General features: G+C 61.1%; 13 protein-coding genes and 1 pseudogene. 3 read left to right on the forward strand and 11 right to left on the reverse strand.

What is annotated here, in order from left to right; genetic code table 11:
- Positions 1-952 precede the first annotated feature (952 nt).
- Entirely contained in the window at positions 953-2170 is a 1218-nt protein-coding gene (locus tag AKN83_RS04895; RefSeq protein ID WP_157113211.1) for a heparin lyase I family protein, read from the reverse strand.
- Positions 2171-4080: 1910 nt separating this feature from the next.
- Here AKN83_RS04895 and AKN83_RS04900 point away from each other — a divergent pair.
- Both AKN83_RS04900 and AKN83_RS04905 read left to right on the forward strand, forming a co-directional pair.
- The gene (locus AKN83_RS04900; RefSeq protein ID WP_050401263.1) at positions 4081-4518 is read left to right on the forward strand and encodes a hypothetical protein; all 438 of its coding nucleotides are present in this window, start codon (positions 4081-4083) and stop codon (positions 4516-4518) included.
- A gap of 358 nt (positions 4519-4876) precedes the next feature.
- Positions 4877-6043, forward strand: a complete 1167-nt coding sequence (locus tag AKN83_RS04905; protein ID WP_083991924.1) for a GNAT family N-acetyltransferase — start codon at positions 4877-4879, stop codon at positions 6041-6043.
- 21 nt (positions 6044-6064) lie between these two features.
- Here the strand turns inward: AKN83_RS04905 and asnB (AKN83_RS04910) are convergent, their stop codons facing one another.
- The 5 genes and pseudogenes from asnB (AKN83_RS04910) to AKN83_RS04925 all read right to left on the reverse strand — a co-directional run bounded on the left by asnB (AKN83_RS04910) (position 6065) and on the right by AKN83_RS04925 (position 14656).
- Positions 6065-7798, reverse strand: a complete 1734-nt coding sequence (asnB, locus tag AKN83_RS04910; RefSeq protein ID WP_083991925.1) for an asparagine synthase B — start codon at positions 7796-7798, stop codon at positions 6065-6067.
- A gap of 462 nt (positions 7799-8260) precedes the next feature.
- Positions 8261-9685: an HlyD family type I secretion periplasmic adaptor subunit gene (locus AKN83_RS04915; protein WP_050401264.1), complete on the reverse strand. Its 1425-nt coding sequence runs from the start codon at positions 9683-9685 to the stop codon at positions 8261-8263.
- On the reverse strand, positions 9672-11873 hold the full coding sequence (locus tag AKN83_RS04920; protein ID WP_430641502.1) for a type I secretion system permease/ATPase: 2202 nt from the start codon (positions 11871-11873) through the stop codon (positions 9672-9674). The genes AKN83_RS04915 and AKN83_RS04920 overlap by 14 nt, the downstream gene beginning before the upstream one ends.
- Positions 11874-12104: 231 nt before the next feature.
- Positions 12105-12416 (reverse strand): annotated as a pseudogene (locus AKN83_RS42015) (cysteine peptidase family C39 domain-containing protein); the annotation flags it as partial.
- Positions 12417-12910: 494 nt separating this feature from the next.
- Positions 12911-14656, reverse strand: a complete 1746-nt coding sequence (locus AKN83_RS04925; RefSeq protein ID WP_172803483.1) for a heparin lyase I family protein — start codon at positions 14654-14656, stop codon at positions 12911-12913.
- 912 nt (positions 14657-15568) lie between these two features.
- Here AKN83_RS04925 and asnB (AKN83_RS04935) point away from each other — a divergent pair.
- A complete protein-coding gene (gene asnB, locus AKN83_RS04935) occupies positions 15569-17512 on the forward strand; it encodes an asparagine synthase (glutamine-hydrolyzing) (protein ID WP_244521886.1) in 1944 nt (647 codons plus the stop codon).
- Between the two features lie 95 nt (positions 17513-17607).
- Here asnB (AKN83_RS04935) and AKN83_RS04940 read toward each other — a convergent pair whose 3' ends face one another.
- The 5 genes from AKN83_RS04940 to AKN83_RS04960 form a co-directional block, all read right to left on the reverse strand.
- A complete protein-coding gene (locus tag AKN83_RS04940) occupies positions 17608-18759 on the reverse strand; it encodes a glycosyltransferase (protein WP_050400211.1) in 1152 nt (383 codons plus the stop codon).
- Positions 18760-18821: 62 nt separating this feature from the next.
- Complete coding sequence (locus tag AKN83_RS04945; protein ID WP_244521887.1) at positions 18822-19838, reverse strand: polysaccharide deacetylase family protein; 1017 nt, start codon at positions 19836-19838, stop codon at positions 18822-18824.
- Positions 19839-19930: 92 nt separating this feature from the next.
- A complete protein-coding gene (locus AKN83_RS04950; protein WP_157113212.1) occupies positions 19931-20908 on the reverse strand; it encodes a glycosyltransferase in 978 nt (325 codons plus the stop codon).
- 2 nt (positions 20909-20910) lie between these two features.
- The gene (locus AKN83_RS41695) at positions 20911-21648 is read right to left on the reverse strand and encodes an acyltransferase (protein ID WP_206600777.1); all 738 of its coding nucleotides are present in this window, start codon (positions 21646-21648) and stop codon (positions 20911-20913) included.
- A 26-nt stretch (positions 21649-21674) separates the two neighbouring features.
- Positions 21675-22838, reverse strand: coding sequence for a DegT/DnrJ/EryC1/StrS family aminotransferase (locus AKN83_RS04960; protein WP_050400207.1), 1164 nt, complete (start codon positions 22836-22838; stop codon positions 21675-21677).
- Between the last annotated feature and the right edge of the window lie 30 nt (positions 22839-22868).

Consider the following 22868-nt stretch of genomic DNA (forward strand, 5'->3'; position numbering starts at 1 on the left):
GGAGGCAGCCGATGCCACGAACAATATCTCCGGGGAATTTGTCGGTCCGGCGACGAAAACGAGCCAGCGACCGCCGCAGGCGCGGCCATGCCATTTCCAGAATATTGTCGCCGACGAGCGCCACTTCATTGGCGCGACTTCCACGCCGCGAGACGCTGCCCCAGCCGCGGTCCGTGCCCCGACTTGCGATGACGTGCACGCTCTCCGCGTAAGCGACATCAGGCCGGCGTGCCTGGCGCAGCAGATCATGCACGCATCGAGGCCCAAATGCCTCATTTTGGATTCCGGCGTGTTTCGATGAGTTCGCAAACGACGCTGCACGACCACGCTGCGCCGGTGAAGCGATTGATGACTATTGCAGTGCTGAGGCCTGAACTCGACACCGAGTAGACGCCGCCGCTCAGAAGCCCCGCGATTGCGATCGCGAGTGCGATGATAGCCAACCGGCCCACAGTCCTCTCCGGGGATGCTCCAAGTCAGCAGCGAGGTTTGACCGCTTTCGGGACGTTTTGCTGACCTAATATGCGGTACTCATTTTGGTAATCGAAGATCCGCACTGAAGGACGCCGAACAACGAGGCGGGCCGGCTCGGAAAGCGCTTCGCTTGCTGCCGGTCGCCGGACCGCTCGTGCCGGCACGAACACCCGTTCAGGCGCAGCTACCTTCGTGGCATTGCAGCGAACGGAATATTCGCGATCGACCGGATGGCTCGTAGCGCGAATGCGAAGAGAAGAGCGGGAACCACGCGGATCCCGAGGGGGCGTTCGCAGACCAATGCAGCCCACTCTCGAACGTTCGAGCCCGTCAGGATGGGCGGATCGACATCGTGAAGATCAATTGCTTCACGAGGACAACGTGACACAGGCCGACCATCGGGCCGGCCTGTGGTATCTACCCGAGGCGCCACGTAGGCGCGCCGGCGCAGACGAACCGCGCGCGGCCGAGCCGTCCTTTAGCTCTGGGGCTTGGTCAGGAACGAGTTCTGTGTCCACGCAGGGCCACTCATGGCCACGGCGATCATACCGCCATTGGCCCCACCCGAGCTGCCCGCCAGATACTGGTTCAGCAGCGCATAGCTGTTGCTCTGCTGAGACGCGGCGGCCGTGCCTTGGTCTCCCCACCAATTGGTCGTCTGCGGCGCGGCGCCTGCCAGCGTACCGGTGTCAAATCCGAAACGCGAAAAATCCATGCTTGGCAGGCTTGCAGCGCTTGCGCCGGTCACTGGCGCCGACCAACCGGACGCCGATGTCGGCGCCAGGCCCATCGCTCCCATGGCGCCCAGGACGCTGGGGTCGGTCGTTGTGGCAGCCGCCACCGGGCTCACCACTGCGGTCGCCGGCGAAGTGGCGTCCGGCGTTACAGTCGGCGCGACAATACCGGTTGGAGCTGTGGTCGCAGTTGAGGTAGTGGTTGGGTCGGTCGTGGTGCTCGTGGTCGGCTGCGTCGGCGCCGATGTCGCCGCCGATCCCGTCAACAGCGTCATGTTTCGGTAATCGACCGCAACGGTCTCCGGCGCCGTCGACCGATAGACCCCGTACTCCCAATTGGTGGCCTGCCCATAGCCCAAGGGGCCGCTGTAGTTCACGACCTGGGTCCCGTTGATCGAGACCTTCAAATACCCGCCACCGGTGTTCGAGACGTCGGCCTGTATTTGAATGTTGTTGTACACGCCCGTCTTGATCGGATTGGGATCAGTCCAGAGCGTGAGCATCTGCACATTGCCGGCCCCGTTGCTCGGATCCTGGCCCGGCTGCACATATCTGGCGACGACCTGCAGATGATCGCCGACAAGCTGGATCGCAAACGGCGGCGAGGTGCCGACGCCGCTCGCGTTATCATCATTGTGCATCTGGCCGACGATGAACCAGCCATCTGCCGTATTCGTAAATGACCCGTTGGGGCCATTTGCCTCCACCATGAACTGATAGTTCAAGTTGATCGGAGTGCCGCCCGGAATGTTGCCCGCGCCTGAAACCTCGGAGCGGTCGACAGATGAGTCGTCGTACCAGGCATGATCACCCTGGTGGACCTCGAAACGCAGAGTTTGCGGGTCAGGATTGGTCAGGCTGTAGCTCGTGCTCGCATCCTGCACGCCGTAGACGTCGCCCCCGATCGAAAACCTCGTCATCGGTGTGGAAGAAAATGATGTGATTGTCCCAGTCGTATCCAATTCAGACCTCCGTGGGTCGCAGAGATTCTTCTCTTTTGACGTTTACAAGGGAATTCCACTGCCGCGCAGCGCGAAGGCGCGCGACATACCACGCGCTCGCAACGCCTTGCGCCACGAGCGGATTTCCAATGTATCGCGGTGACCGCCACACATTCCGTTGCAGTGGGATTGCCCCCCGACTGCTAGGCTCGATTGGTTAATCAGGGAGTATGGCGAAAAAAATGAGCTAGCATGGCGACAATGAGAAGCGCGGCTCAGGCCTGCCGTTAAGCTAAAATTCCCCGGATAACGCAGAAGCCCGAGCGTTTGGGCGTCGCGCCGATGACGTGAAACGTCGGCGTGGAATGACAATGTTTCGGCCGCGAGATATCGTGTCGTGGTTGCCTCGCCCTGCCCACCGGTCGGACACCAGCAGCGCATCGTCGCGTTAGCCGGGGCCGAAAATCATATACAGCAGCATCGTGCCCACAACGGCTGTCCAGCCGATCGAAGCGGCAACGGCCCACACCTGTATCGGCATTGGACGGTCCTTTGCAATTCAGTGAGCAAAACGAAGAGGCCGCTGGCGCTGGACAGCGACCTCTTGGACCCGATCTCAAATGAACGTCTTGGAAATAAAATCACCCGCCGAAGGTCCGCCGTCATTAGACGACGAATTGGCAACGACGTGAAGCCCAGCACGCCCGATACCCAGCGAAACTATTGAGACGTTGCGAGATCGACACACCATCTGCTCAAGCACCGCAGCCTGTCGGGGAGCGAATCTCGACTTCCTCATTGAGCCTTCAGCAAAATCTGCCCTTTCCCAGGCAATTCGCAATTTGTCCCATTTGGCGCCCTCTTCGCGCCCACTTGGCGCCGTCTTGACCTCCCAGAACTGCTTCCTCCGGAGAGCTTTTACGCACGGTTAAAGCTTCGAATCGTAAATTCCGGGTGGGGACCTGTCGAGGAAAAGCGCATGGGACAATTACGCCACCGCGTGGTTCAGCGGGATACTCTCGAAGCGCGGCTTGCAGAGCGAGCCAGAGAGCTTCGGGACGAAGCTGCAGCGCTCGCCCCCTGTGCCGCCAAGGAAGCGCTGATCAAGCTCGCCCGGTACGCAGAGACAAGTGCACGTTTGAGCGCGAGGCCATCCTCGCCGCGACTCATGCCGAATTGAATGACGGAAACCAATCCCAGGACTGCAGAGCAAGGCCGCCTTATCTGGCGGCCTTCTTCATTTGGTTCTGCCCGGTCCGTTACACCGAGGCTTCATAGCCGACGTCCTCGATCGAGCAGACTGCGCCCGCGTCGCTCGTATCATACGGTAGGGCCAGGAAACTGTTGCGCTCCTGATGAGCGGGGTACCTGCCGCTGCTCCGCCGGAAAGAAACAGCCCCGATCTGGGCGATAGACCGGGGCCGTTACCGGGGTGCGAGACTCAGGGCCTGAACTCACCCCGTCTGAATTACACGGGGTGTTGTTGTCCCAATGATGGTGCGCCAATGGCCTAATCCGCTCCTGCGGGTGGCCTAACTTGGACGGCTCCGACCGTGTCGCTGTCCGTATTCAGCCGCCGTCGGTCAACCTCGACCAATGACTTTACGTCTCTCTCGAATTTCGTCACCAGCATTCTGCAATTGCTGCGGCGCGCTAATACCTTTGCGCCAAGAGGCGACGTGCTGTTGCACCTCTTGGTCGGGACTAGTTCAGAATGGCAATTTGCCGCAGGCGTTTGCCGATTTACCGTGTCCCCAGTCGTGCGGATTGGCGGACACCCACACCCCGACCAGACATATCGTGCGACAAGGGATCGCCGCTCCAGCCTAGGGAGCGACGGTCCCGCCCAGTTGAGGAGCGATCAGCTCACTCGAAAGTGGAGTTTTGGAATAGCAACCCTCACTAGCGCGAAAGCAAGATCGAGGCCCGCGTTGACCAATCGAGACGGCACGCTTGAGCGACAAACCATCAAGGGTTTTCTCGGGATCGAGAGCTCCGATGACGGGCTGGCATTTAGAGTTGATGTTGATGCCGATCATGGCTCGGCCATTTGGACTATTCCATACAAGCACGCGATCTGGTTGGCCCAGGCGATACTGGAGATTTCGCCAGTCGCTGTTGGCAGGCAGACTGCCGGCGGCGCTGTGGAAGGGACCAATCTCGTCGGTGAGCGTCTCAACGTAGAGAGAACCCGCGTGCTTGTGAAGGTGCGCTCCGATCATGCTGCGATCTCCGCTCAGGGCGTCTGGTCGTCCGACCAGACACCGGGCACCACAATTCTGATGGTCGACCAGTCGATCGCCGCAGATCTGGTCGAGCAACTCGGAGCGTTCCTGGTCTCGGCTCAGGCTCTATCTCGACCATCGTAGCCGTTCTCACAATTGCGGAAATGGTGCGCTCAAAGCGCGATGGCTGCCAGAGCGTATCGCGCCGGAGCGCCGGCGCCAGCCGAAAGCTAGCCGCTCGCAGCCCCCTCGGCACAGTCGCGCCGAAGGCGCAAGTCGCGGGAGTAGGTAACCAGAAAGGGTCCGCATATCGGTGGAATTCCAGATATAGTACCGCTATCCGCCCGCCCGAGGCGACGGTCGCAGGCGCCCAATGACGTGACCGCCAGAAGGATACGTGTGTGACCAGGCTCGCCCGATCATTGGACTATGCGCGATCGTTGCAGCAGGGCCCTTGTTCTCTCGTCAAAGCGCGCTTGCGGCCCCGCGGTGTTGAACAAGCATGAGCATGCCCGATGCCGTCACCGATGTGAGCCTGGAGGCCTTGAAGAGCATTGCCTGGCTTGAGACCGCGTGGAAGGAGCTCGAAGCTCGGGCCCCCCACTCGTTCTTTTTGTCTTGGCTCTGGATCGGCACCTGGCTACGGCATATTCCGGATGGCACGCAGCCGCACGTCCTCGTCGCACGGTCGTCAGGCAAGATCGTCGGGTTGGCGATCATTGGCCGGCGGAGAGCCTGGAGTCTTGGGCCGCATGCGCGGGCACGTTGGCTGCTCAATGAATCCGGAGATTCCCGTTTCGACCGGCTGTTCATCGAGTGCAACAGCATTCTTGCCGAGCAACCGGACACCATTATCCCGGCAGGTCTCGACGCGCTGATGTCCCACTTGCGCCGGTCGGACCAGTTGGTGCTTTCCGGAATTGATACTGACCTCGAGTTGGCCGCTTGCCGCGCGGCGGGCCAGACGGGGCTCGTCAGCGAGGAGAAGCACGCCGATACCGCCCTGTGGGTTGATTTCGCGAAAGTCCGTCAACAAAAGAAGGATTATCGCGCCACGCTGGGCCGCAGCACTCGCCAGGCCGTGAGCCGTGCCATGAGATTGTACGCCGAACGAGGTCCCCTTGAATTCCGGATCATGGAAACGACGAGGGAAGCCTTGGCTGCGTTCGATCTGCTGAGCGACTTTCATCGATCGCGATGGGGACGCAAGGGCGCTTTCGCCAATCCGGGCTTCCGCCCGTTCCACGAGGATCTCATCGCGCGCGGAATAGCCACGGGAGCGGTCCGCATCTCACGGACGCTGGTCGGAGGCCAGACGATTGGGGTGGTTTACAACTTCGTGCATGACGGCCGAGTCCTGAACTACCAAAGCGGCTTTCTCTATGAAAGCGATGGCCGGCTCAAGCCCGGACTCGTCAGCCATGTGCTGGCCATCGAGGACAGCGTCGCGCGCGGGGAACGCGGTTACGATTTCCTGGCTGGCGGCGCAGGGCACAAGGCCCACCTGGCAAATAGCGAGTATGCCATGAAGTGGATCGCGATCGGCAGAGACGGTCCTGAACGCCACATCGAGGCGAAGCTCCGCGAGGCCAAACGGACGCTACGAACGATCGTCACGAACCTGCCCAAAAAGAAGCTGCGGCTCTTCGGGGCAGCAAGTGCAAATTGAGCTTCCTGGCCACCCAGCTGCCTAAACGTTATCAATGGCCTCAATATGCACGCCCTTCACCGCCCTTCCAGATGGATCATCCATGCTCGCAAACTGCTGCGACCAGAGGAATGCGGTCGGCGTCGAACACGCGATCGAGGGACCGACCGGGACGGTCAGGCAGGCTGCCGGATTCCTGAAAATGCTGTCGAAGATGGTCCTGTAGAAATATCCCTCCTTCGAGGTCGGCGTCTGCTTCGGAAAGCGCTTGTCCGCCTCCGCGAACATCTGATCCGAGACTTTGCCTTCGGCATGATTCCGCAAGCACTCGATCCAGCTGTACCCGACGCCGTCCGAAAACTGTTCCTTTTGACGCCACAAGATCTCCTGCGGCAACAGGTCGGTAAAAGCCTCCCGCAGTATGCCCTTTTCGATCTTCGCACCGGGGCACATTTTTTCGGCAGGGTTTATCGACATCGCGTAGTCTAGGAATTCCTTGTCCAGGAACGGTACACGCGCTTCGACCCCCCAGGCAGCGGTTGCCTTGTTCGCGCGACAGCAATCGTACCTGCTCAGCGCAAAGAGCTTTCGAACGGTCTCCTCGTGGAATTCTTCCGCTGATGGGGCCATATGGAAGTAGAGATAGCCGCCAAACACCTCGTCGGCGCCCTCCCCAGACAGCACCATCTTGATGCCCATTGCCTTGATCTTGCGCGCCATCAGATACATCGGCGTGCCGGCACGAATGGTGGTGACATCGAAGGTTTCCAGATGCCGGATCACATCGGGCAATGCGTCCAACCCGTCCTGCACGGTGAATACAACTTCATGATGGACCGTGCCGATGTGAGCCGCCACCTTACGGGCATACTTCATGTCGGGCGAATTTTCCAAGCCCACGGAGAACGAGTGCAGCCTTGGCCACCAGGCCTCCTCGGTCTCGCCAGACTCGATCCGTTTGAAGCGGTGCCGCGCCGCGAGCGCTGCGATGAGCGAGGAATCGAGCCCACCAGAAATAAGTACCCCGTAGGGTACGTCGCACATCATTTGCTGTTTGACTGCGGTTTCGAGCGAAGTCCGGAGCTCGTGCAACGACGCCTTCTCGGTTGGAACCACATGCGCCCACTCCGGATCGTACCACCGAACGAATTCGCGGGCTTTGCCGCTATAGTAATGTCCCGGCGGAAACTCCTGGATCGTCTCGCACACCGGATCGAGAGCTTTCATTTCGCTGGCGACATAGGTCACGCCGTCCCCGCTCCATCCGATATAAAGCGGCACGATGCCGATGTGGTCCCGGGCGACGAAGAACTCGCCGGTACGTTCGTCGGAGAGGGCAAACGCAAAAATGCCGCTCAGCATCTTGCACAGAGCCGGTCCGTACTCGTCGTAGAGATATAGGATAATCTCGCAGTCTGATTTCGTTTTCCAATCGTGCGGCCGCTTCAGTGCGTCGCGCAGGGCGACATGGTTGTAGATCTCTCCGTTCACAGCCAACGCCCGCCCGGCGACGACGTCGAGGAGGGGCTGAGCTCCGTGCTCGACGTCGACGATGGAAAGGCGTTCGTGCGCGAGCATCGCGCGTTCGCTGGAATAAATGCCACTCCAGTCCGGCCCACGGTGCCTGACCGTCTTTGCCATTTCCAGCGCCCGGTTGCGCGCAGATTCTAACGGTTCTTTGAATTCGAATATGCCGACGAAGCCGCACAAGGTGACTAGCCCCTCCGATGCCGGCTGATCTATCCCGCCACAATCAGCGATCCCCAACAGTGGCATTGAATTCGCAAGCTGAACAGCACACCATCCGAAGTAACCAGAATGCGTTGAGAGGTTGCCCGGAGGTAGGCGCCGTGCCGCGCCTTCAGAGCGGCGACGAGATCGGTATACGGCAGACGATGCCGACGAACATTCCGGCGGAGCGAGGTACCCCCGGCGTGGCGTAGAGATTGTTCGCGGCGGATACCTCGCGCGCCGTGCCTATGTGTCAGGGTGTCCGAACGGATCCCGTGATCTGCGGGACAGTTAATGAGGCCCAGCCTCGATTGCCCGCAGACGAGAATGCCTGGTCGCTGGGCCGCTCAACAACGACGCCAAAAGCTGTTGCCTCAACGTCTGAGCTGCGATGCGCCGACCCGGATCGCGTCACCGTCGATCCGGGCCTTTCCAACTTCCGCATGGGGCCTGCCTAGCGCCCGGCTTGGTCCGGCGGCACAAGGCCTCGCCTAGCAAGACGGCTGCTTACCGTTCCCGCAACGCTTCCTGCTTGTACTTCGCCAGCGGCGAGAGCAGATAGCTGATGATCCTGCGCGTACCCGTCTTGATCTCGACCGTCACCGCCATGCCCGGGCTGAGCTTGACCAGCTTGTCCTCCACTTGCATGTGGGTCCGGTCAAGCGAAACCCGCGCAGCATATTCCAGCTCCTGACCTTTCGGCTCGCTGCTGCTCGACGTGGCGCCCGACGGGCGGTCATTCGCCCCCTGCATCTTGTCGCGCGTGATGGCATCCGTCGACACGCTGAGCACGTCGCCATGGAGCAGTCCGTAACGCGTGAAGTTGAAGGTATCGATCTTGATCTCCGCCGCCTGCCCCGGATGGACGAACCCGATGTCGCGGTTGGAGAGCATGGCCTCGATCTCGAGCTGACTTTCGCTGGGGACCACCACTGCGAGCGCCTGAGCCGGGGTCACCACGCCGCCCACCGTATGGACGGCAAGCTGCTGCACGACCCCGTCGACCGGCGCGGTCAGACGCTGGAGCTTGGTGCGCCGATCCGCCTTGATCACCTCCTGCGCCGCGCTCGCAGCCTTCTGCTCTGCCTTCGCAAGCGCATCATAGGTCGCGCGGCGATACTCCGCGGCAGCCTTTTCCTTGGTTTCCTTCAGGAGCGCGATCGCCGCATCGGCTTCGCGCAGCCGGCTCTTCTGCAGCACGAGATCCTGCTGCATGGCGACCAGCTCCTGATACTCGGACAGATAGACGACCTTGGAAGCCAAGGCCTTTTCGACGAGGCCCTTGCGGATATCGACCCTCTCCTGCAGCACGGGAATGGTTGCTTCCAGCTTGGCAACACTCGCCGATGTCGTCTCCCGCTCCGCTTCCTTCTGTCCTTGCTGCCGCTCGATTTCAGAAAGCTTGGCATTCTGCTCGGCGCGCTCGCTGATCAGGAACTGGCGATGCATCTCGATATCGGCGGCGCTGGCGTTCTGCGGAGCACGGAAGGCTGCGAGCGGATCGGGCGCGAGTGCCGCCCGCAATCGCGCTGCGTCGAGTTCGGCCGCCAGCAGATCGCTCTTCTGGCGCTCCTGGTCGGCTTCCGTCATCGTCGGATCGAGCTCGATCAGAACGTCGCCGGCCTTCACGCTCTGGCCGTCGCGGACCTTGATGGCGCGGACCACACCGGTTTCGAACGGCTGGATCAGCTTGGTGCGGCCGCCGGGCACGATCTTGCCGGTCGCCGTGGCGACGATATCAACGCTGCCGAGCGTCGCCCACAAGAGCGCGATGCAGAACATTGCGATGATGCTCGCTCCGATCGCACGCCCGATCGGTGACGGCGGCGATTCGGCGATTTCGAGCGCCGCCGGCAGAAATGCCAGCTCGTGCTCCCGGCGCCGGAGTTCGCGCCTCGGAAACGGGACGATATTGCGACTAGCGGACGTCATGGATACCAGCCTGCAGGTAATGAAGGTTCGCGTAACGGCCATTGGTCTGGATCAGCTCATCATGGCTGCCGTCCTCGACGATGCGGCCATGCTCGAGCGTGATGATCCGGTCGGCATTGCGCACGGTCGACAACCGGTGAGCGATAACGATGACCGTCCGGCCGGCGGAAATCCGCCTCATGTTCTGCTGGATCGCGCGCTCGCTCTCGTAATCCAGCGCGCTGGTCGCCTCGTCGAAAATCAGGATGCGCGGATCGGTGATCAGCGCGCGCGCGATTGCGATACGCTGGCGCTGTCCGCCGGACAGGCTGCTACCGCGCTCGCCCACGATGGTGTCGTAACCCTCGGGCAGCTCCAGGATGAAGTCGTGCGCGCCGGCCAGCATTGCCGCCTCGATGACGCGTTCCATCGACATGGTCGGATCGGTCAGTGCGATGTTGTCCCGGATCGTGCAGTTGAACAGCACGTTTTCCTGCAGCACGACGCCGATCTGGCGCCGCAGCCAGCTCAGGTCGACCATTGCGAGGTCGACGCCATCGACCAGTACGCGTCCGCTCTCCGGAACATAGAGACGCTGGATCAGCTTGGTGATGGTGCTCTTGCCCGACCCCGAGGAGCCCACGATGCCGATGACCTGGCCCGGCTCGATGCTGAACGACACGTCGTGCAGCACCTCGGGGCCGTCGATGCGATAGCGGAACGTCGCGTGCTCGAACCTCACCTGGCCGCGGATCGGCGGCAAGGCGGCGCGGGACGGAGTGAAGCTCGGCTCCGGAATGGTGTTGAGGATGTCGCCGAGACGATCGATCGACAGACGGGCCTGGTGGAAGTCCTGCCAGACCTGCGCAAGCCGCAGCACCGGCGTGCTGACGCGCGCGGCCAGCATGTTGAACGCGACGAGTTCGCCGACGGTCAGCTCTCCGCCAATCACCAGCCGCGCGCCGAAGTAAAGGGTCGCGGCGATGACCAGCTTGTTGATCATCTGAACGGCCTGGCTCGCCGTGTTGTTCAGGCTGAGCACACGGAAGCTTGCGGCTACATAGCCGGCGAGCTGCTCTTCCCAGCGGCGTTGCATCTGCGGCTCGACCGCCATGGCCTTCAAGGTCTCGACGCCGGTGACGCTTTCGACCAGGAAGGCTTGGTTCTCGGAGCCGCGATTGAACTTTTCATCGAGGCGCGCGCGGAACAGCGGCGCGGCTCCCGCCGATATGCCGATGTAGAACGGGAAGGACGCGAGCACGATCCAGGTCAACGTCGTCGAGTAGTAGAACATCACGACAAGGAAGACGACCGTGAAAAGAAGGTCGATGACCAGCGTGAGCGCCGAACTCGTCAGGAACTGGCGGATATTCTCCAGCTCCCGGACACGGGCTACCGAATCCCCGACGCGGCGAGTCTGGAAATAGGCGATCGGCAGTGCCATCAGGTGGCGAAACAGCCTGGCACCGAGCTCGACATCGATACGGTTTGTCGTATGCGCGAACAGATAGACGCGCAGCGTCTCGAGAATGGCTTCGAACACAGTCAACACGACGAGGCCGATGACCAGAACGTCGAGCGTGCTCATGCTTCGATGCACCAGCACCTTGTCGATCACCACCTGGAAGAACAACGGTGAGACGACGGCGAAGATCTGAAGGAAGAACGACGCCGCCAGCACTTCGCTGAGCAGACGGCGATACTTTTGCATGGCGCCGACGAACCAGGCGATATCGAAGCGTCGCGCGAGATCAGTCAGGCCGGCGCGCCGGGCCATCAGAATGAGGCCACCATCCCAGATGGCCTCGAGCTGGGCCTGGGAAAGCGTTTCAGGGCGCGGAGACAGCGGGCGCTGAACGAGAAGCTTGCCGTCGATGAGCTTGCCGAGAATCAGGAAGCTTCCGTCGCGCAGCAGTGCAATTCCCGGCAGCGGCGTGACTGCAAGTCTGTCCCAACTGGTCCGCTGCACCCTCGCCTTGAGCCCGAACTCCTTGGCGCAGCGCAGGATTTCAGTAACGCCGAGGCGCGCCGCGCCGACCCGGTGGTGGATTTGGCCGGGGTCGGCAGCGATTCCGTGGCAACGCAGCAAGATCGCGAGCGCAATGAGCCCGGATTCATCGGCGTCTTCGGGGTCGATGCCCGCGGCCGTGGATCCGGTATCCGCTGCCTCGTTCGCAACATCGGCGGAAGCTGCAAAACGCGACCGCATGCCGGACGCCTTCGTCAGCAAGGTATCGCGGGCCTTCGTCGAGCCGTCGCGGACACGCATCAGGAGGCCACCGGCGCGGCGCATCAGGCCGGCACCCAGGCCAACTGCCCGGGCGCGGATGTCGGCAATCGCGTGACGTGCGCGGTGCGCGAGGCCCTGTGAGCCGGGCGAGATCAAGCCGCCATCCCAGATCGCTTCAAATTCGGCGCGTGTCATCCGCCGCGGATGCGACGAGGTCGGGTGCAGCACAAGCGCCACCTGGTCCTCGATTTTTCCTAGAAGCAAAAATCCGCCGTCACGCAGCGATGCGATCCCAGGCAACTGGATCCCCGCCAGCCGCGGCCAATCCATCGTCGTTGCACGGACTTTGACCCCAAAGTCGTGCGCGCAGCGAAGCATTGCGCGGATGCCTATCCCATCGTCTCCGCAGCGATCGCGGAGCTGATCTGGTTCAGTGTTCACGCCATGAAGGCGCAGGAACAGAGCCAGCGCTCGAAACCCCAGATCTGATGGTGCGTGGGCATTTCCGTTCTGGATCGCCATTTCGTTACTCTACTCCTCGCGGCTAGCGGCCGCGTTCGTGGTCCTTTGCATGCACATGGAATTCCAATGACGCCTATCCGAGGATATGCGACACACGCGTGCTCGCAGCCAAAACGGCGCAAGCAATCATCAGAGCGTTAGGGCCTCGAACCGCGAGGAGATTTCAGCGCGACGGGATATTTGAAATTGCCCCCCCGACTGGCTGAGCAGGTTGGTTAACGAGCAAAAATGGCGAAAAAACTTTCGAATTGTGGATTTATGCATACGCAGGTTGTGCCCGAAAACTGACCTAAACTCAGGCGTTTTACGCTCACAATGAAGTATCGAATCGGAATCCTTGCGACGATTGTCCGCCAAACGGCGGCGGCCGGCAACTCTCCGTTGTGGATTGGTTTTTCAGCCTCCCCTTCGCTGCGCCCGCCAATCTTGCCGCGTACCGCCCAAAAATTGACGGTGCCGCACCCGGGCGCAAGGTGCCCGGGTGCGGCAGGTCGTCAGTGGTGCGGCTTCGTCAGGAACGCGTTCTGCACCCAGGCGGCGCCATTCGAAACGGCCGCCGCGATCTGACCGCCGTCGACCCGACCAGAGCTACCCGCCAGATACTGGTTCAGCAGCGCGAAGCTATGGCTTGCGTGGGACCCCTTGGCCGCATCGTAATTCGCCAAAGAGGTGGTCTGCGGCACGGTAGCTGCCAGCGTGTTGCTGGCCGAGCTCAGGTGATGGTGGTGCCCATGGGCCTGGCTTGTCGTGCTCCCTGAGCCCGTCGTGCTCCCCGAGCTCGTGGACGGCCGAGGATCCGTTACGGTGATGGTCTGCGGCGTCGCCGACGTCACAGCGCCGGTAGCCGGATCGGTCGCGCTCGCCGTCAGGGTGAGAGTCGCGACCGGATGAGAATTGCCGCGGTAGTAGGATGTCAGCGTCAATCCGCTGGCGACCTGCGCAGAGCTCAGCGTGATGTCGCCACCCCTGAACGTCGTACCATCGCCGGTCGTGATCGTCTCATATCTCGGCAGCCCTTTGATGTTCAGGCTGACTTTATCGTTGGGATCGGTCGTGGACAGCGTTGTCCCCAGGTCGACATGACCACCTCTGCCGTTCACCGTGAGCGAAGTGTCCGCGACGGAGAGCACCGGCGTAGTCACCGTCGGCGTCGACGGAGTTGTCGGAGTGGTCGGCGTCGTCGGTGTGGTTGGCTGCGTCGGCATGATGGGCGTGTTCGAGATCTGGAGACCGGAGAACGTCTTCACCGCGCCCGAGAGATCAGCGGCAAGTCCTCCGGAATCCTTGATGCTCACGCCGCTCGCGAGATTGACGCCGGTGATGGCGAGCGCCGAGGTGTTGGTATTCGTCGACGCGACCGTCGTCTGGAAGGTTAGCGTATTTGTCCCGGAGCCACCAACATAGGTGGCGCTGGCACCATCATTGAGCGACAGCGTCGGCTTGCCTGTGACGGTCACGGCCTCGCTCAAGGTGAGCGTCAACGTGACGACATCACCGACATGCTCGGTTCCGGTGCCCGGCGAAGCGGACGCCTGCGTCACCGTCGGTGCGACGTTCGGGGTGGTCGGCTGCGTCGGTGTGGTCGGCTGCGTCGGCGCCGACGTCGCCGCCGATCCCGTCAACAGCGTCATGTTTCGGTAATCGACCGCAACGGTCTCCGGCGCCGTCGACCGATAGACCCCGTACTCCCAATTGGTGGCCTGCCCATAGCCCAAGGGGCCGCTGTAGTTCACGACCTGGGTCCCGTTGATCGAGACCTTCAAATACCCGCCACCGCTGTTCGAGACGTCGGCCTGTATTTGAATGTTGTTGTACACGCCCGTCTTGATCGGATTGGGATCAGTCCAGAGCGTGAGCATCTGCACATTGCCGGCCCCGTTGCTCGGATCCTGGCCCGGCTGGACATATCTGGCGACGACCTGCAGATGATCGCCGACAAGCTGGATCGCAAACGGCGGCGAGGTGCCGACGCCGCTCGCGTTATCATCATTGTGCATCTGGCCGACGATGAACCAGCCATCTGCCGTATTCGTAAATGACCCGTTGGGGCCATTTGCCTCCACCATGAACTGATAGTTCAAGTTGATCGGAGTGCCGCCCGGAATGTTGCCCGCGCCTGACACCTCGGAGCGGTCGACAGACGAGTCGTCGTACCAGGCATGATCACCCTGGTGGACCTCGAAGCGCAGAGTTTGCGGGTCAGGATTGGTCAGGCTGTAGCTCGTGCTCGCATCCTGCACGCCGTAGACGTCGCCCCCGATCGAAAACCTCGTCATCGGTGTGGAAGAAAATGATGTGATTGTCCCAGTCGTATCCAATTCAGGCCTCCATGGGTCGAAGAGATGCTTCTCTTTGACGCTTACAAGGGAATTTACGGCCGCAGCGCGAAGGCGCGCGACATACCACGCACTCGCAACGCCTACGCCACGAGCGGATTTCCGATGCATCGCAGGATCAACTGCGTGCACATTCCAATGCAGTGCGAATCGCCCATCCCCAACTGCTGGGTCGGCTGGTTAATGAGCGAGTATGGCAAAAAAATTTTCTAAAATGGCGATAGTTTGAAACTGCAAAGCCGGCGGCGCAGGTGGCATGTACTTGTCGTTGCAGCCAAATTCCGCGTCATGGCAGTGACGGAGCAAAAAAGTTCTCCACTGATCAAATCCATCTCGGCAAGCGCCATCGCGAATGCTGCAGGTCGCGCAACAAAGCACAATCGAGTCGCAAACACTGCGGATCGCGGAGCGCTCGCAAACCGCGCCCACCATAATCAGTTCGACCGGGCGCCGTCGGCAGGCTCTTCCGCGTCGCGGTGATCCTTGCCGCCCGCTCGCGCCGCATCGGTAGCGGCACGATCAGCCGCAGACGAAACAAAACGTTCGAGGCCTATCATTCAAACCTTGCACAACCCGAATTCGGTTGCGCCACATCTCGCTTGAGCGGGTCCGCTCGTCGCTGGATGAAATCCGGTCCGCTTCTGCTGGCCGAGGCCGCGCCGGAAAAGATCCTCAGCATCTTCGCTGGGTCGAACATCACACGTCGCGGCGGAGCGCGCTGCGCAGCGACCTCGCGGCCAAGTCGAGAGGACAATATGACGCAATCTCCAAGGATTACTCCGCCTTACCCATTGAGGGTCATCCGCGGCCACAGCAATGTCCGGAAACAAGAAGCTGGCAGGGATCATGTGCGGGATTTTTGGCTGGGCACTTCGGGGTAAGCACCGACAAGATTACGACACTCTTGTCCGCCTCACCAACCTCATGAAGCACAGGGGCCCCGACGGCGCCGGCTACTGGCAAGGCGACACTGCCGGCGGATGCCATCAAATCAGCTTGGGGCATAGGCGTCTCTCGATCATCGATCTCGAGGGCGGCGCCCAGCCGATGTGGAGCGCTGATGGCTCGATCGGTCTCGTACTCAACGGAGAGATCTATAACTACGTTGAGTTGCGCGAGGAACTCGTCTCTCTCGGACATGCTTTTCGTACGTCCTCCGATACGGAAGTGCTGATCGAAGCCTACCGGGCATGGGGACTGGACTCGATCAGGCGTTTCCGCGGCATGTTCGCGTTCGGGCTATGGGATGCGAGGACCCAACAGCTTGTCCTGGCACGCGACCCGTTCGGCAAGAAGCCGCTGTTCATGGCCGAGCACTCAGGTCTTTTGTTCGCCTCGGAAATCGCCCCCCTGCTCAAGTTCCCGGGCATGAATACCCGGATCGACCCGCATGCCGTCGGGCATTATCTCCTCAATCGATATGTCCCCGGACCCGGGACATTCTTTCAAGCCGTGCGCAAGCTTCCCCCGGGCTGCTACCTGGTGTGGCGCGAAGGACGCACGAGCATCGCCCGGTACTTCGTACCGCCGTTGGCGACGGCAGAACCCGATATCACGGACTTCGGCGAGGCGGTCCGGTTGTTCAAGGCGACATTCGATGATGCGGTGCGCATGCGCACGCGGAGCGACGTTGCGTTTGGAGCATACTTGTCTGGCGGAATCGATTCGTCTGCCGTCGTTGCCGCTATGGTCCGTCATAGCCCTGAGCGCGTGCGGACCTTCTCAGTCGGCTTTCGTGAAGCCGGCTACTCCGAGCTTGATCACGCCCGCAGCATTGCCCGTAAATTCGACACCAATCACGAGGAAATCGTGCTGGAGCCGCACGACTTCCTGAAGAGCTGGCCGACCGCCGTGCTGCGGCGCGGCGCCCCTGCGGCCGAGCCGGCCGATATTCCAGTTATGATGCTGTCGCACATGGCCTCGAGCAGCGTGAAAATGGTCCTTACTGGAGAAGGAGCGGACGAACTTCTGGGCGGCTATCCCAAACATCGAGCCGAGTTGTGGATCGAACTCTACCAACGACTGGTGCCGCAGGCCGTTCACGACCGCATCATATCACCGGCAATGCGTGCGCTGCCGTACGATATGCGTCGCGCCAAGATCCTGTCTGCTGCAGCGGGCGAGCGGGATTGGCCGAGCCGGATGCAACTCTGGTTTGGCGGCGTCTCGCTTAACGAACGGGACCGCATTGTCGGACGCGCCCTGCCCGTAGCGCCGCCCGATTCCCATCCGTTCTCAATGGCCGTCGGGTCGAATGTCCGGCGAACGTTGTTCTTCGATCAGACGTCGTGGCTACCCGACAACCTCCTTGAACGTGCTGACCGAATGATGATGGCGGGCTCAATTGAGGGCAGGATGCCATTCATGGACACCAGTCTCGCCAGGCTCGTGGCGCGGTTTCCGGACAGCTTCCTGGTCGGTCGGAGCGGCGGCAAGTCCGTACTGCGAGCCGCGATGCAGCACGCTCTTCCACCGGGGATTCTGACGCGCAAGAAGATCGGATTCCGCGTGCCAATCGAGGAGTGGTTTCGCGGTCCTTATCGCGAATTCATCTCCGATTTGCTGGTATGCGACGGTGCGCGCGTGGCATCCTTCTGCAACAGGGATGTCTTGAGGCAGCTGGTCAACGAGCATCTTGCCCGCCGTCAAAACCACGAAAAGGTGCTTTGGTCGCTGGCCAACCTGGAGCTGTTCTTGCGCGCCTTCAAGCCGTCCAGTCTGGAAACTCTGGCGAGGCATTCCGTTCGGGAGCCGATTTGAACACCCAGGACACCGTCGATACCGCGATCGGAACCAAGCACAACATTAGACCGGGGCTTGGCCAGACGTTGCCGCGAATGAGAACGACCAAGCGATCAATCGACCATATCGCTCGTGGTCGCGCCGTGCCATGTCGCGCGCGCTCTCTTGCATGCCACTTTCCGATAAAGGCAGAGATATGCATCGCGCATCGCATCAAGTGAGAATGTCGTTTCAACGCGCCGACGTCCCGCGGCACCCAAACGATCGGCGAGTTCAGCATCGTCGAGCAGTTTAAGCACACGATCGGTCAAAGCACCGGCGTCATGACTCGGTACAAGAAAGCCGGTCTGCCCCTCCACAACCAACTCGGAAGTGCCCCCGTCGTCCGTTGCCACGACCGGCTTACCCAATGCCATGCATTCGGTGATTGCGTTGGAAATGCCCTCTCCGTGCAAACGGCTATTGGTGGCGAGAACACCGACGGTGAAGAGATTGGCGATGCTCTCTATGTCGTTCTGCCGCCCCAGGAACTTTATGCGATGCGAATGTTCGGTCGGAATGCTAGCGCGTACCTGCTCCAGCGTCGCACCGCTGCCGACAGCCAAAAACGTTACATCCTCCCGAAGACGGCAAATGCGGCCCGCCATCTCAACGAAGGTCGCATAGTCCTTTCTGGGTGTGAAGTTGGCGACCATCCCGACAATATGGGGCGTCGCAATCCCCAGAATGGCGCGAAGCTCGGTCTCATTCTTCAGGTTCGAGACCCTTTCCGGACTGAACCCGTTGTAGATGCATAGACCTTTGCGCTCGGGAATCCCGTAGGCCGCCAGGCCTGCGCGCGAGTTGGCAACAACAACATCGGAGAACGGGATCGTCAGCTTGCCTCTCAAGTACCCCTCAGTCCACAGCGTCATATGCGAGGGCGCATCTCGCACGAACCCATTTACGAAAGCGGTCCCGCACACCTTCGTAAGCGGCGCCGCATAGATCGAGCACATCGAGCCCCACGAGTGGACGATATCGATTTTCAGGTCGGAGACCAGCTCATACAAGCGCTTGAAAAGGCGCAAATCCTTCTTGCCTCTCCGATTGAGCTGAATGACTTGCGCATGTTCTCGATCAATTTCGAGGCAGACCTCGTCCTTGTCCATGACAGCGACGAATGACTCTATGTCGCGGTGAGCGGCAAGTCCTTTCAGCAATTCGACGACTTGTCGTTCCTTCCCTCCCGGGCCGAGACGTTCGATAAGGTGCAATATGCGCATCTCAACGCCCTCCCGAGTGAACTGAGTCAGTCCACCTCGCAGTGAGTGATTCAGCGCAACATTCAACGTTGCGACCCCAGAAGCATATGAGCTGCCGATTGAATGCCGCTGATGCGCGCCTCGAATCTGGCTGTCGTATCGAATTGCCCTCCAACGCCGATGCGAGGAAGCGCAAAATGATCCGATTTCGTATCAGACAGGTGCCCATGCCGCGTCGTCACTGCGGTTGAAAAGCCGATGTCCTTTGCAAAGCCCGCTTCCCTGGGGCCACATGCCTTGGAGTCACCGTAAGGATAAGCAAAGTGCTGGACTGGCAGCTGCAGCAATTGCTCCAGATAGCGGCGGTTATCTGCCATCTCAGCCCGTGCGGACTCGGTATCAAGGCACGACAAGGCGGCATGCGAGCCGGTGTGCCCGCCGATCGACACCAGAGGATGCCGCGCCAAGCCTTGAAGCTCGCGCTCATCCAGAAAATAGGCTTCATTTAAGGCCGACAACGACAAACCTGCCTTGTTGAACGTTGGAGCAAGCATTCCGATCCGGTTGTAGTCTTGATGAATCCACTCAGTCACCTCGTTCAAACCCGCCATCTTTTCGCGTAGTCGGGGGCAATGGACTCGCCGGTCCATCGCATCGATCGTTACGGTGTCTTCCGAGCGAAACATTTCACGCAAACCCAGCCACCAGGCCTGCAGCGTCCGCTTCGGCGCGCCAGTGGGAACGTAGATCGTGAACGGAGCGCTGTATCGCTCGAGAATTGGAAGCGCGGTCGCGACATTGTCCCGGTAGCCATCGTCAAAGGTAAGCACCGCATAGCGGCCGCCCGCCCCCGAATCTGACGCCAATCGATCGAGACACGTCGCTAGGCTCACAATCTCCCACCCTTCTTGCCGCAGCCAATTGAGCGAATATTCAAAGAGGGCGACTGAAGTCCCGGTCATCAGTTCCGAGCGGCTATCCTGCTGGATCTCGTGGAACATTAGAATAGCCGCCCGGCCGGCAAAGATCTTGCGGAATGCCGGCATCAGGCCAGACCAACGGGCCATTTCGATCATGCCGTTCGTGAGAACCTGCTTCACTCCAGCTCACCCTGTGAACAACGGCCCCCGCGTCGCGCTGGCCAAAGCGGCGCCCGAGGCAAACGACGTTTGCTCCGCGAAGCTCCTCGCCATTATCCGCTCCGCAGCAAGCGCCCGCCCTGCGCCCTTGCCCTAAAGCTGGAGATGACGTCGGCATATACCGCGACGATCCTTTCCACGGTGAGTGCCTGATCGTATCTCGCCACGGCCGCCCGCCCCTTAAACTCGCCGCTCAGCGACCAATCAAAGGCATCTCGCAGGCTGCGGGCAATCGTGCCGGCGTCCGGTGGACATATCCACGTCCCCGCGATGCCGTTCAACTGCTCACGGACGTCGCCGACATCGGTCGACACCACCGGAAGATTGCACCCCAGCGCTTCCTTGATGGAGGTCGGTGACCCCTCATAGTCCGAGCTGAGAAGCAGGGCGTTTGCCGCGCTGTAGTACCAGGGCATTTCCTCGTTCGGCACATTGATGACAGTCATCAACTGCGCGTCGACGCCTTCCTGCACCAGCCGGTCGACCGACGCGCGTGCCAGGTCATATCGCTTCTCAGGGCGTGCCGGATCGAACGGAAACATGACGATGAATTTGTCGTTGGGCCATCGCAGCCGCGCCCGCGCTTCGTGACGATCGTACGGCTTGAATACGCCGAGATTGACCCCGCAAGGAATCACGATTCCGGGAATCCGCTTCCGCATCTCCTCGGACACGACGACAATGGCGTCGGCGAAATGCGACACCAGTTGTGTGGACAGCCCTTCAAGGACATTCCCAAGTACGTCGGTCCCGTGCAGCGTGATGACGAGCGGCGCCCGCAGCCGAAACATCGCGGGATAGGCCGAATATCCATAGTGAGCATGGACGATGTCGTATGTCGTCACGCCTGTCATTCGCACGACGTCAAAGGCGCCCTTCAGATAGTTCAGCTTGGACCGGGAGCCGACAATATTGATTACGTCGACCGTGTGGCCGAACCGGCGCAGCTGCTCTACCTGCTGGTACACGAAGGCTCCGGAGCCTGGTCTCTCCGGGCTCGGATACATATTGGTGACACAGAGGACCCTCACGCCTACTCCCCCGATGCCGTGGCAGTGCCGCCGGCCCCGTTGAGCTTTCGTCGGATTTCCGCAGGGACGCCCGTCACGAGCGTGTTGTCAGGCACGTCCTTCGTCACCACTGCGCCGGCGCCGACGATAGCGCCAATACCGACTCTGACGCCCGGCAGGAGATTGGCTCCCACGCCGATCGCCGCCCCGCGCGCGATAGTGGGCCCGAGCATCGGCGAGCCGTCGTAGCCGTTCCGGCCGATCGCGTTGTCGTTCGAGGTACCGACGCAACCCGAGATGAACACGTCGTCTTCGATCCTCATGTTGCCGGCCAGCCAGGTGTGATCCTGCACCCGGACGCGATCGCCAATGCGCGTGTTGTAATTGACCGTAACGTAACGTCCGACAACCGTCTTCGAGCCGATCCGCGACTGTTCACGGATCGAGGCCCCGTCACCGATCAGCGTCCCCGCGCCGAGCGAGACGTCGTAGAAAATGACCGCGTGAGGTCCGATCGAACAATCTGCGCCGATATCGATCCATGCTTCAAAATGCGGTGCCCGCGACAGCGCGCCGGCCCCCTTGGGCACCTTCCCGATATAGGCTCCCGGGAAGATCTCGACGTTGTCCCCTATTCTCGCGCCGCTCTCGATCACGACATGCGGGTGAATGACCACCCTGTTGCCGATCGTGACATCTGATCGCACCACGGCGAACTCGGCGATCACTACATCCACGCCGATCGCCTCGGTCTCGACCACGGCCCGTGAACTAATCCGGTTCATCCTCACACCTTCCCGCCGTCGGCGTGCATCGGGACGGGCCTCCGCTGCAGTTCCTGGTGGCTGTCGCGGTCCGCAACGGCAAGCACAGTCGCGGCGATACGGCGCACCTGGTCGCGCGTGAGCTCGGGGAACATCGGTAGCGACAATGATCGAGCGGCCATCGCTTCGCAGCAGGGCAGGTCTCCCTGCTTGTAGCCGAGATAGGCGAACGCTGGCTGTAGATGCAGCGGCAACGGATAGTGGATTCCGCTCGCCACGCCGACCTCGTCGAGCCGCTTGCGCATTGCGTCCCGCTCGTTCGTGGTGATCACGTACAAGTGGTAGACGTGCGTGGATCCCGTTCGGACGAACGGTGTCTCGATGCCCGGGTGTCTCAATTCCGCAGTATACCACTCCGCAGCACGCCGCCGATGCTCGTTCCACTCGTCCAGGCGCCGGAGCTTGACCTGCAGAACTGCAGCCTGGAGAGCATCGAGCCGACTGTTGAAGCCGACCTCGGCGTGATGGTAGTGGGTCGTTCGACCGTGATCGCGCAACCGTTCGATCCGCTCGGCAATCGCTGCATTGTTGGTGGTGACGGCTCCCCCATCACCGTATGCCCCGAGGTTCTTTCCCGGGTAGAACGAAAAGCAGGCTACGTCGCCAAGCGCCCCGGTTCGGATCCCGTGATATTCCGCTCCATGCGCCTGGGCTGCGTCCTCAATCACAAAGAGGCCGCGCCGCCGTGCAATGTCCTTGATCGGGCCCATGTCGGCCGGCTGGCCAAAGAGGTGAACTGGAACGATCGCCTTGGTGCGACTGGTCAGGGCGCGCTCGATCATCCCCGGATCGATCGTCTGGGTATCCGGATCGATATCGACGAATACCGGCTGCGCTCCTGTCGCTACGATTGCCGCAGCGGTGGCGATGAAGGTATGGGCGGTCGTAATGACCTCGTCGCCTTGACCAACACCCAAAGCCCGCAGCGCAAGATGAAGCGCGTCCGTGCCGCTCGCCACGCCACGCGCATAGGACACCTGGCAAAACGCGGCAAAATCTCTTTCGAACGACGCAACCGCTTCGCCGCCGATGAACTGCGTGGATTCGAGAACACCGCGAATTGCGTCGGCCACCTCGTCCTTTAGCGTCGCATATTGTGCCTTGAGATCTACGAACGGAATTTTCATTTTCCAGCCTCACCAGGATTCATTTCTATC

The organism is Bradyrhizobium embrapense (assembly GCF_001189235.2).
GTDB classification, from domain to species: Bacteria; Pseudomonadota; Alphaproteobacteria; order Rhizobiales; family Xanthobacteraceae; genus Bradyrhizobium; species Bradyrhizobium embrapense.

Excerpts from the sequence above, each read along its gene's own strand:
- AKN83_RS04905 (WP_083991924.1), top strand. The coding sequence starts at position 4,877 with ATGAGCATGCCCGATGCCGTCACCGATGTGAGCCTGGAGGCCTTGAAG.
- asnB (WP_083991925.1), bottom strand. The coding sequence starts at position 7,798 with ATGCCACTGTTGGGGATCGCTGATTGTGGCGGGATAGATCAGCCGGCA.
- AKN83_RS04915 (WP_050401264.1), bottom strand. The coding sequence starts at position 9,685 with ATGACGTCCGCTAGTCGCAATATCGTCCCGTTTCCGAGGCGCGAACTC.
- AKN83_RS04920 (WP_430641502.1), bottom strand. The coding sequence starts at position 11,873 with ATGCGGTCGCGTTTTGCAGCTTCCGCCGATGTTGCGAACGAGGCAGCG.
- asnB (WP_244521886.1), top strand. The coding sequence starts at position 15,569 with ATGTCCGGAAACAAGAAGCTGGCAGGGATCATGTGCGGGATTTTTGGC.
- AKN83_RS04940 (WP_050400211.1), bottom strand. The coding sequence starts at position 18,759 with ATGCGCATATTGCACCTTATCGAACGTCTCGGCCCGGGAGGGAAGGAA.
- AKN83_RS04960 (WP_050400207.1), bottom strand. The coding sequence starts at position 22,838 with ATGAAAATTCCGTTCGTAGATCTCAAGGCACAATATGCGACGCTAAAG.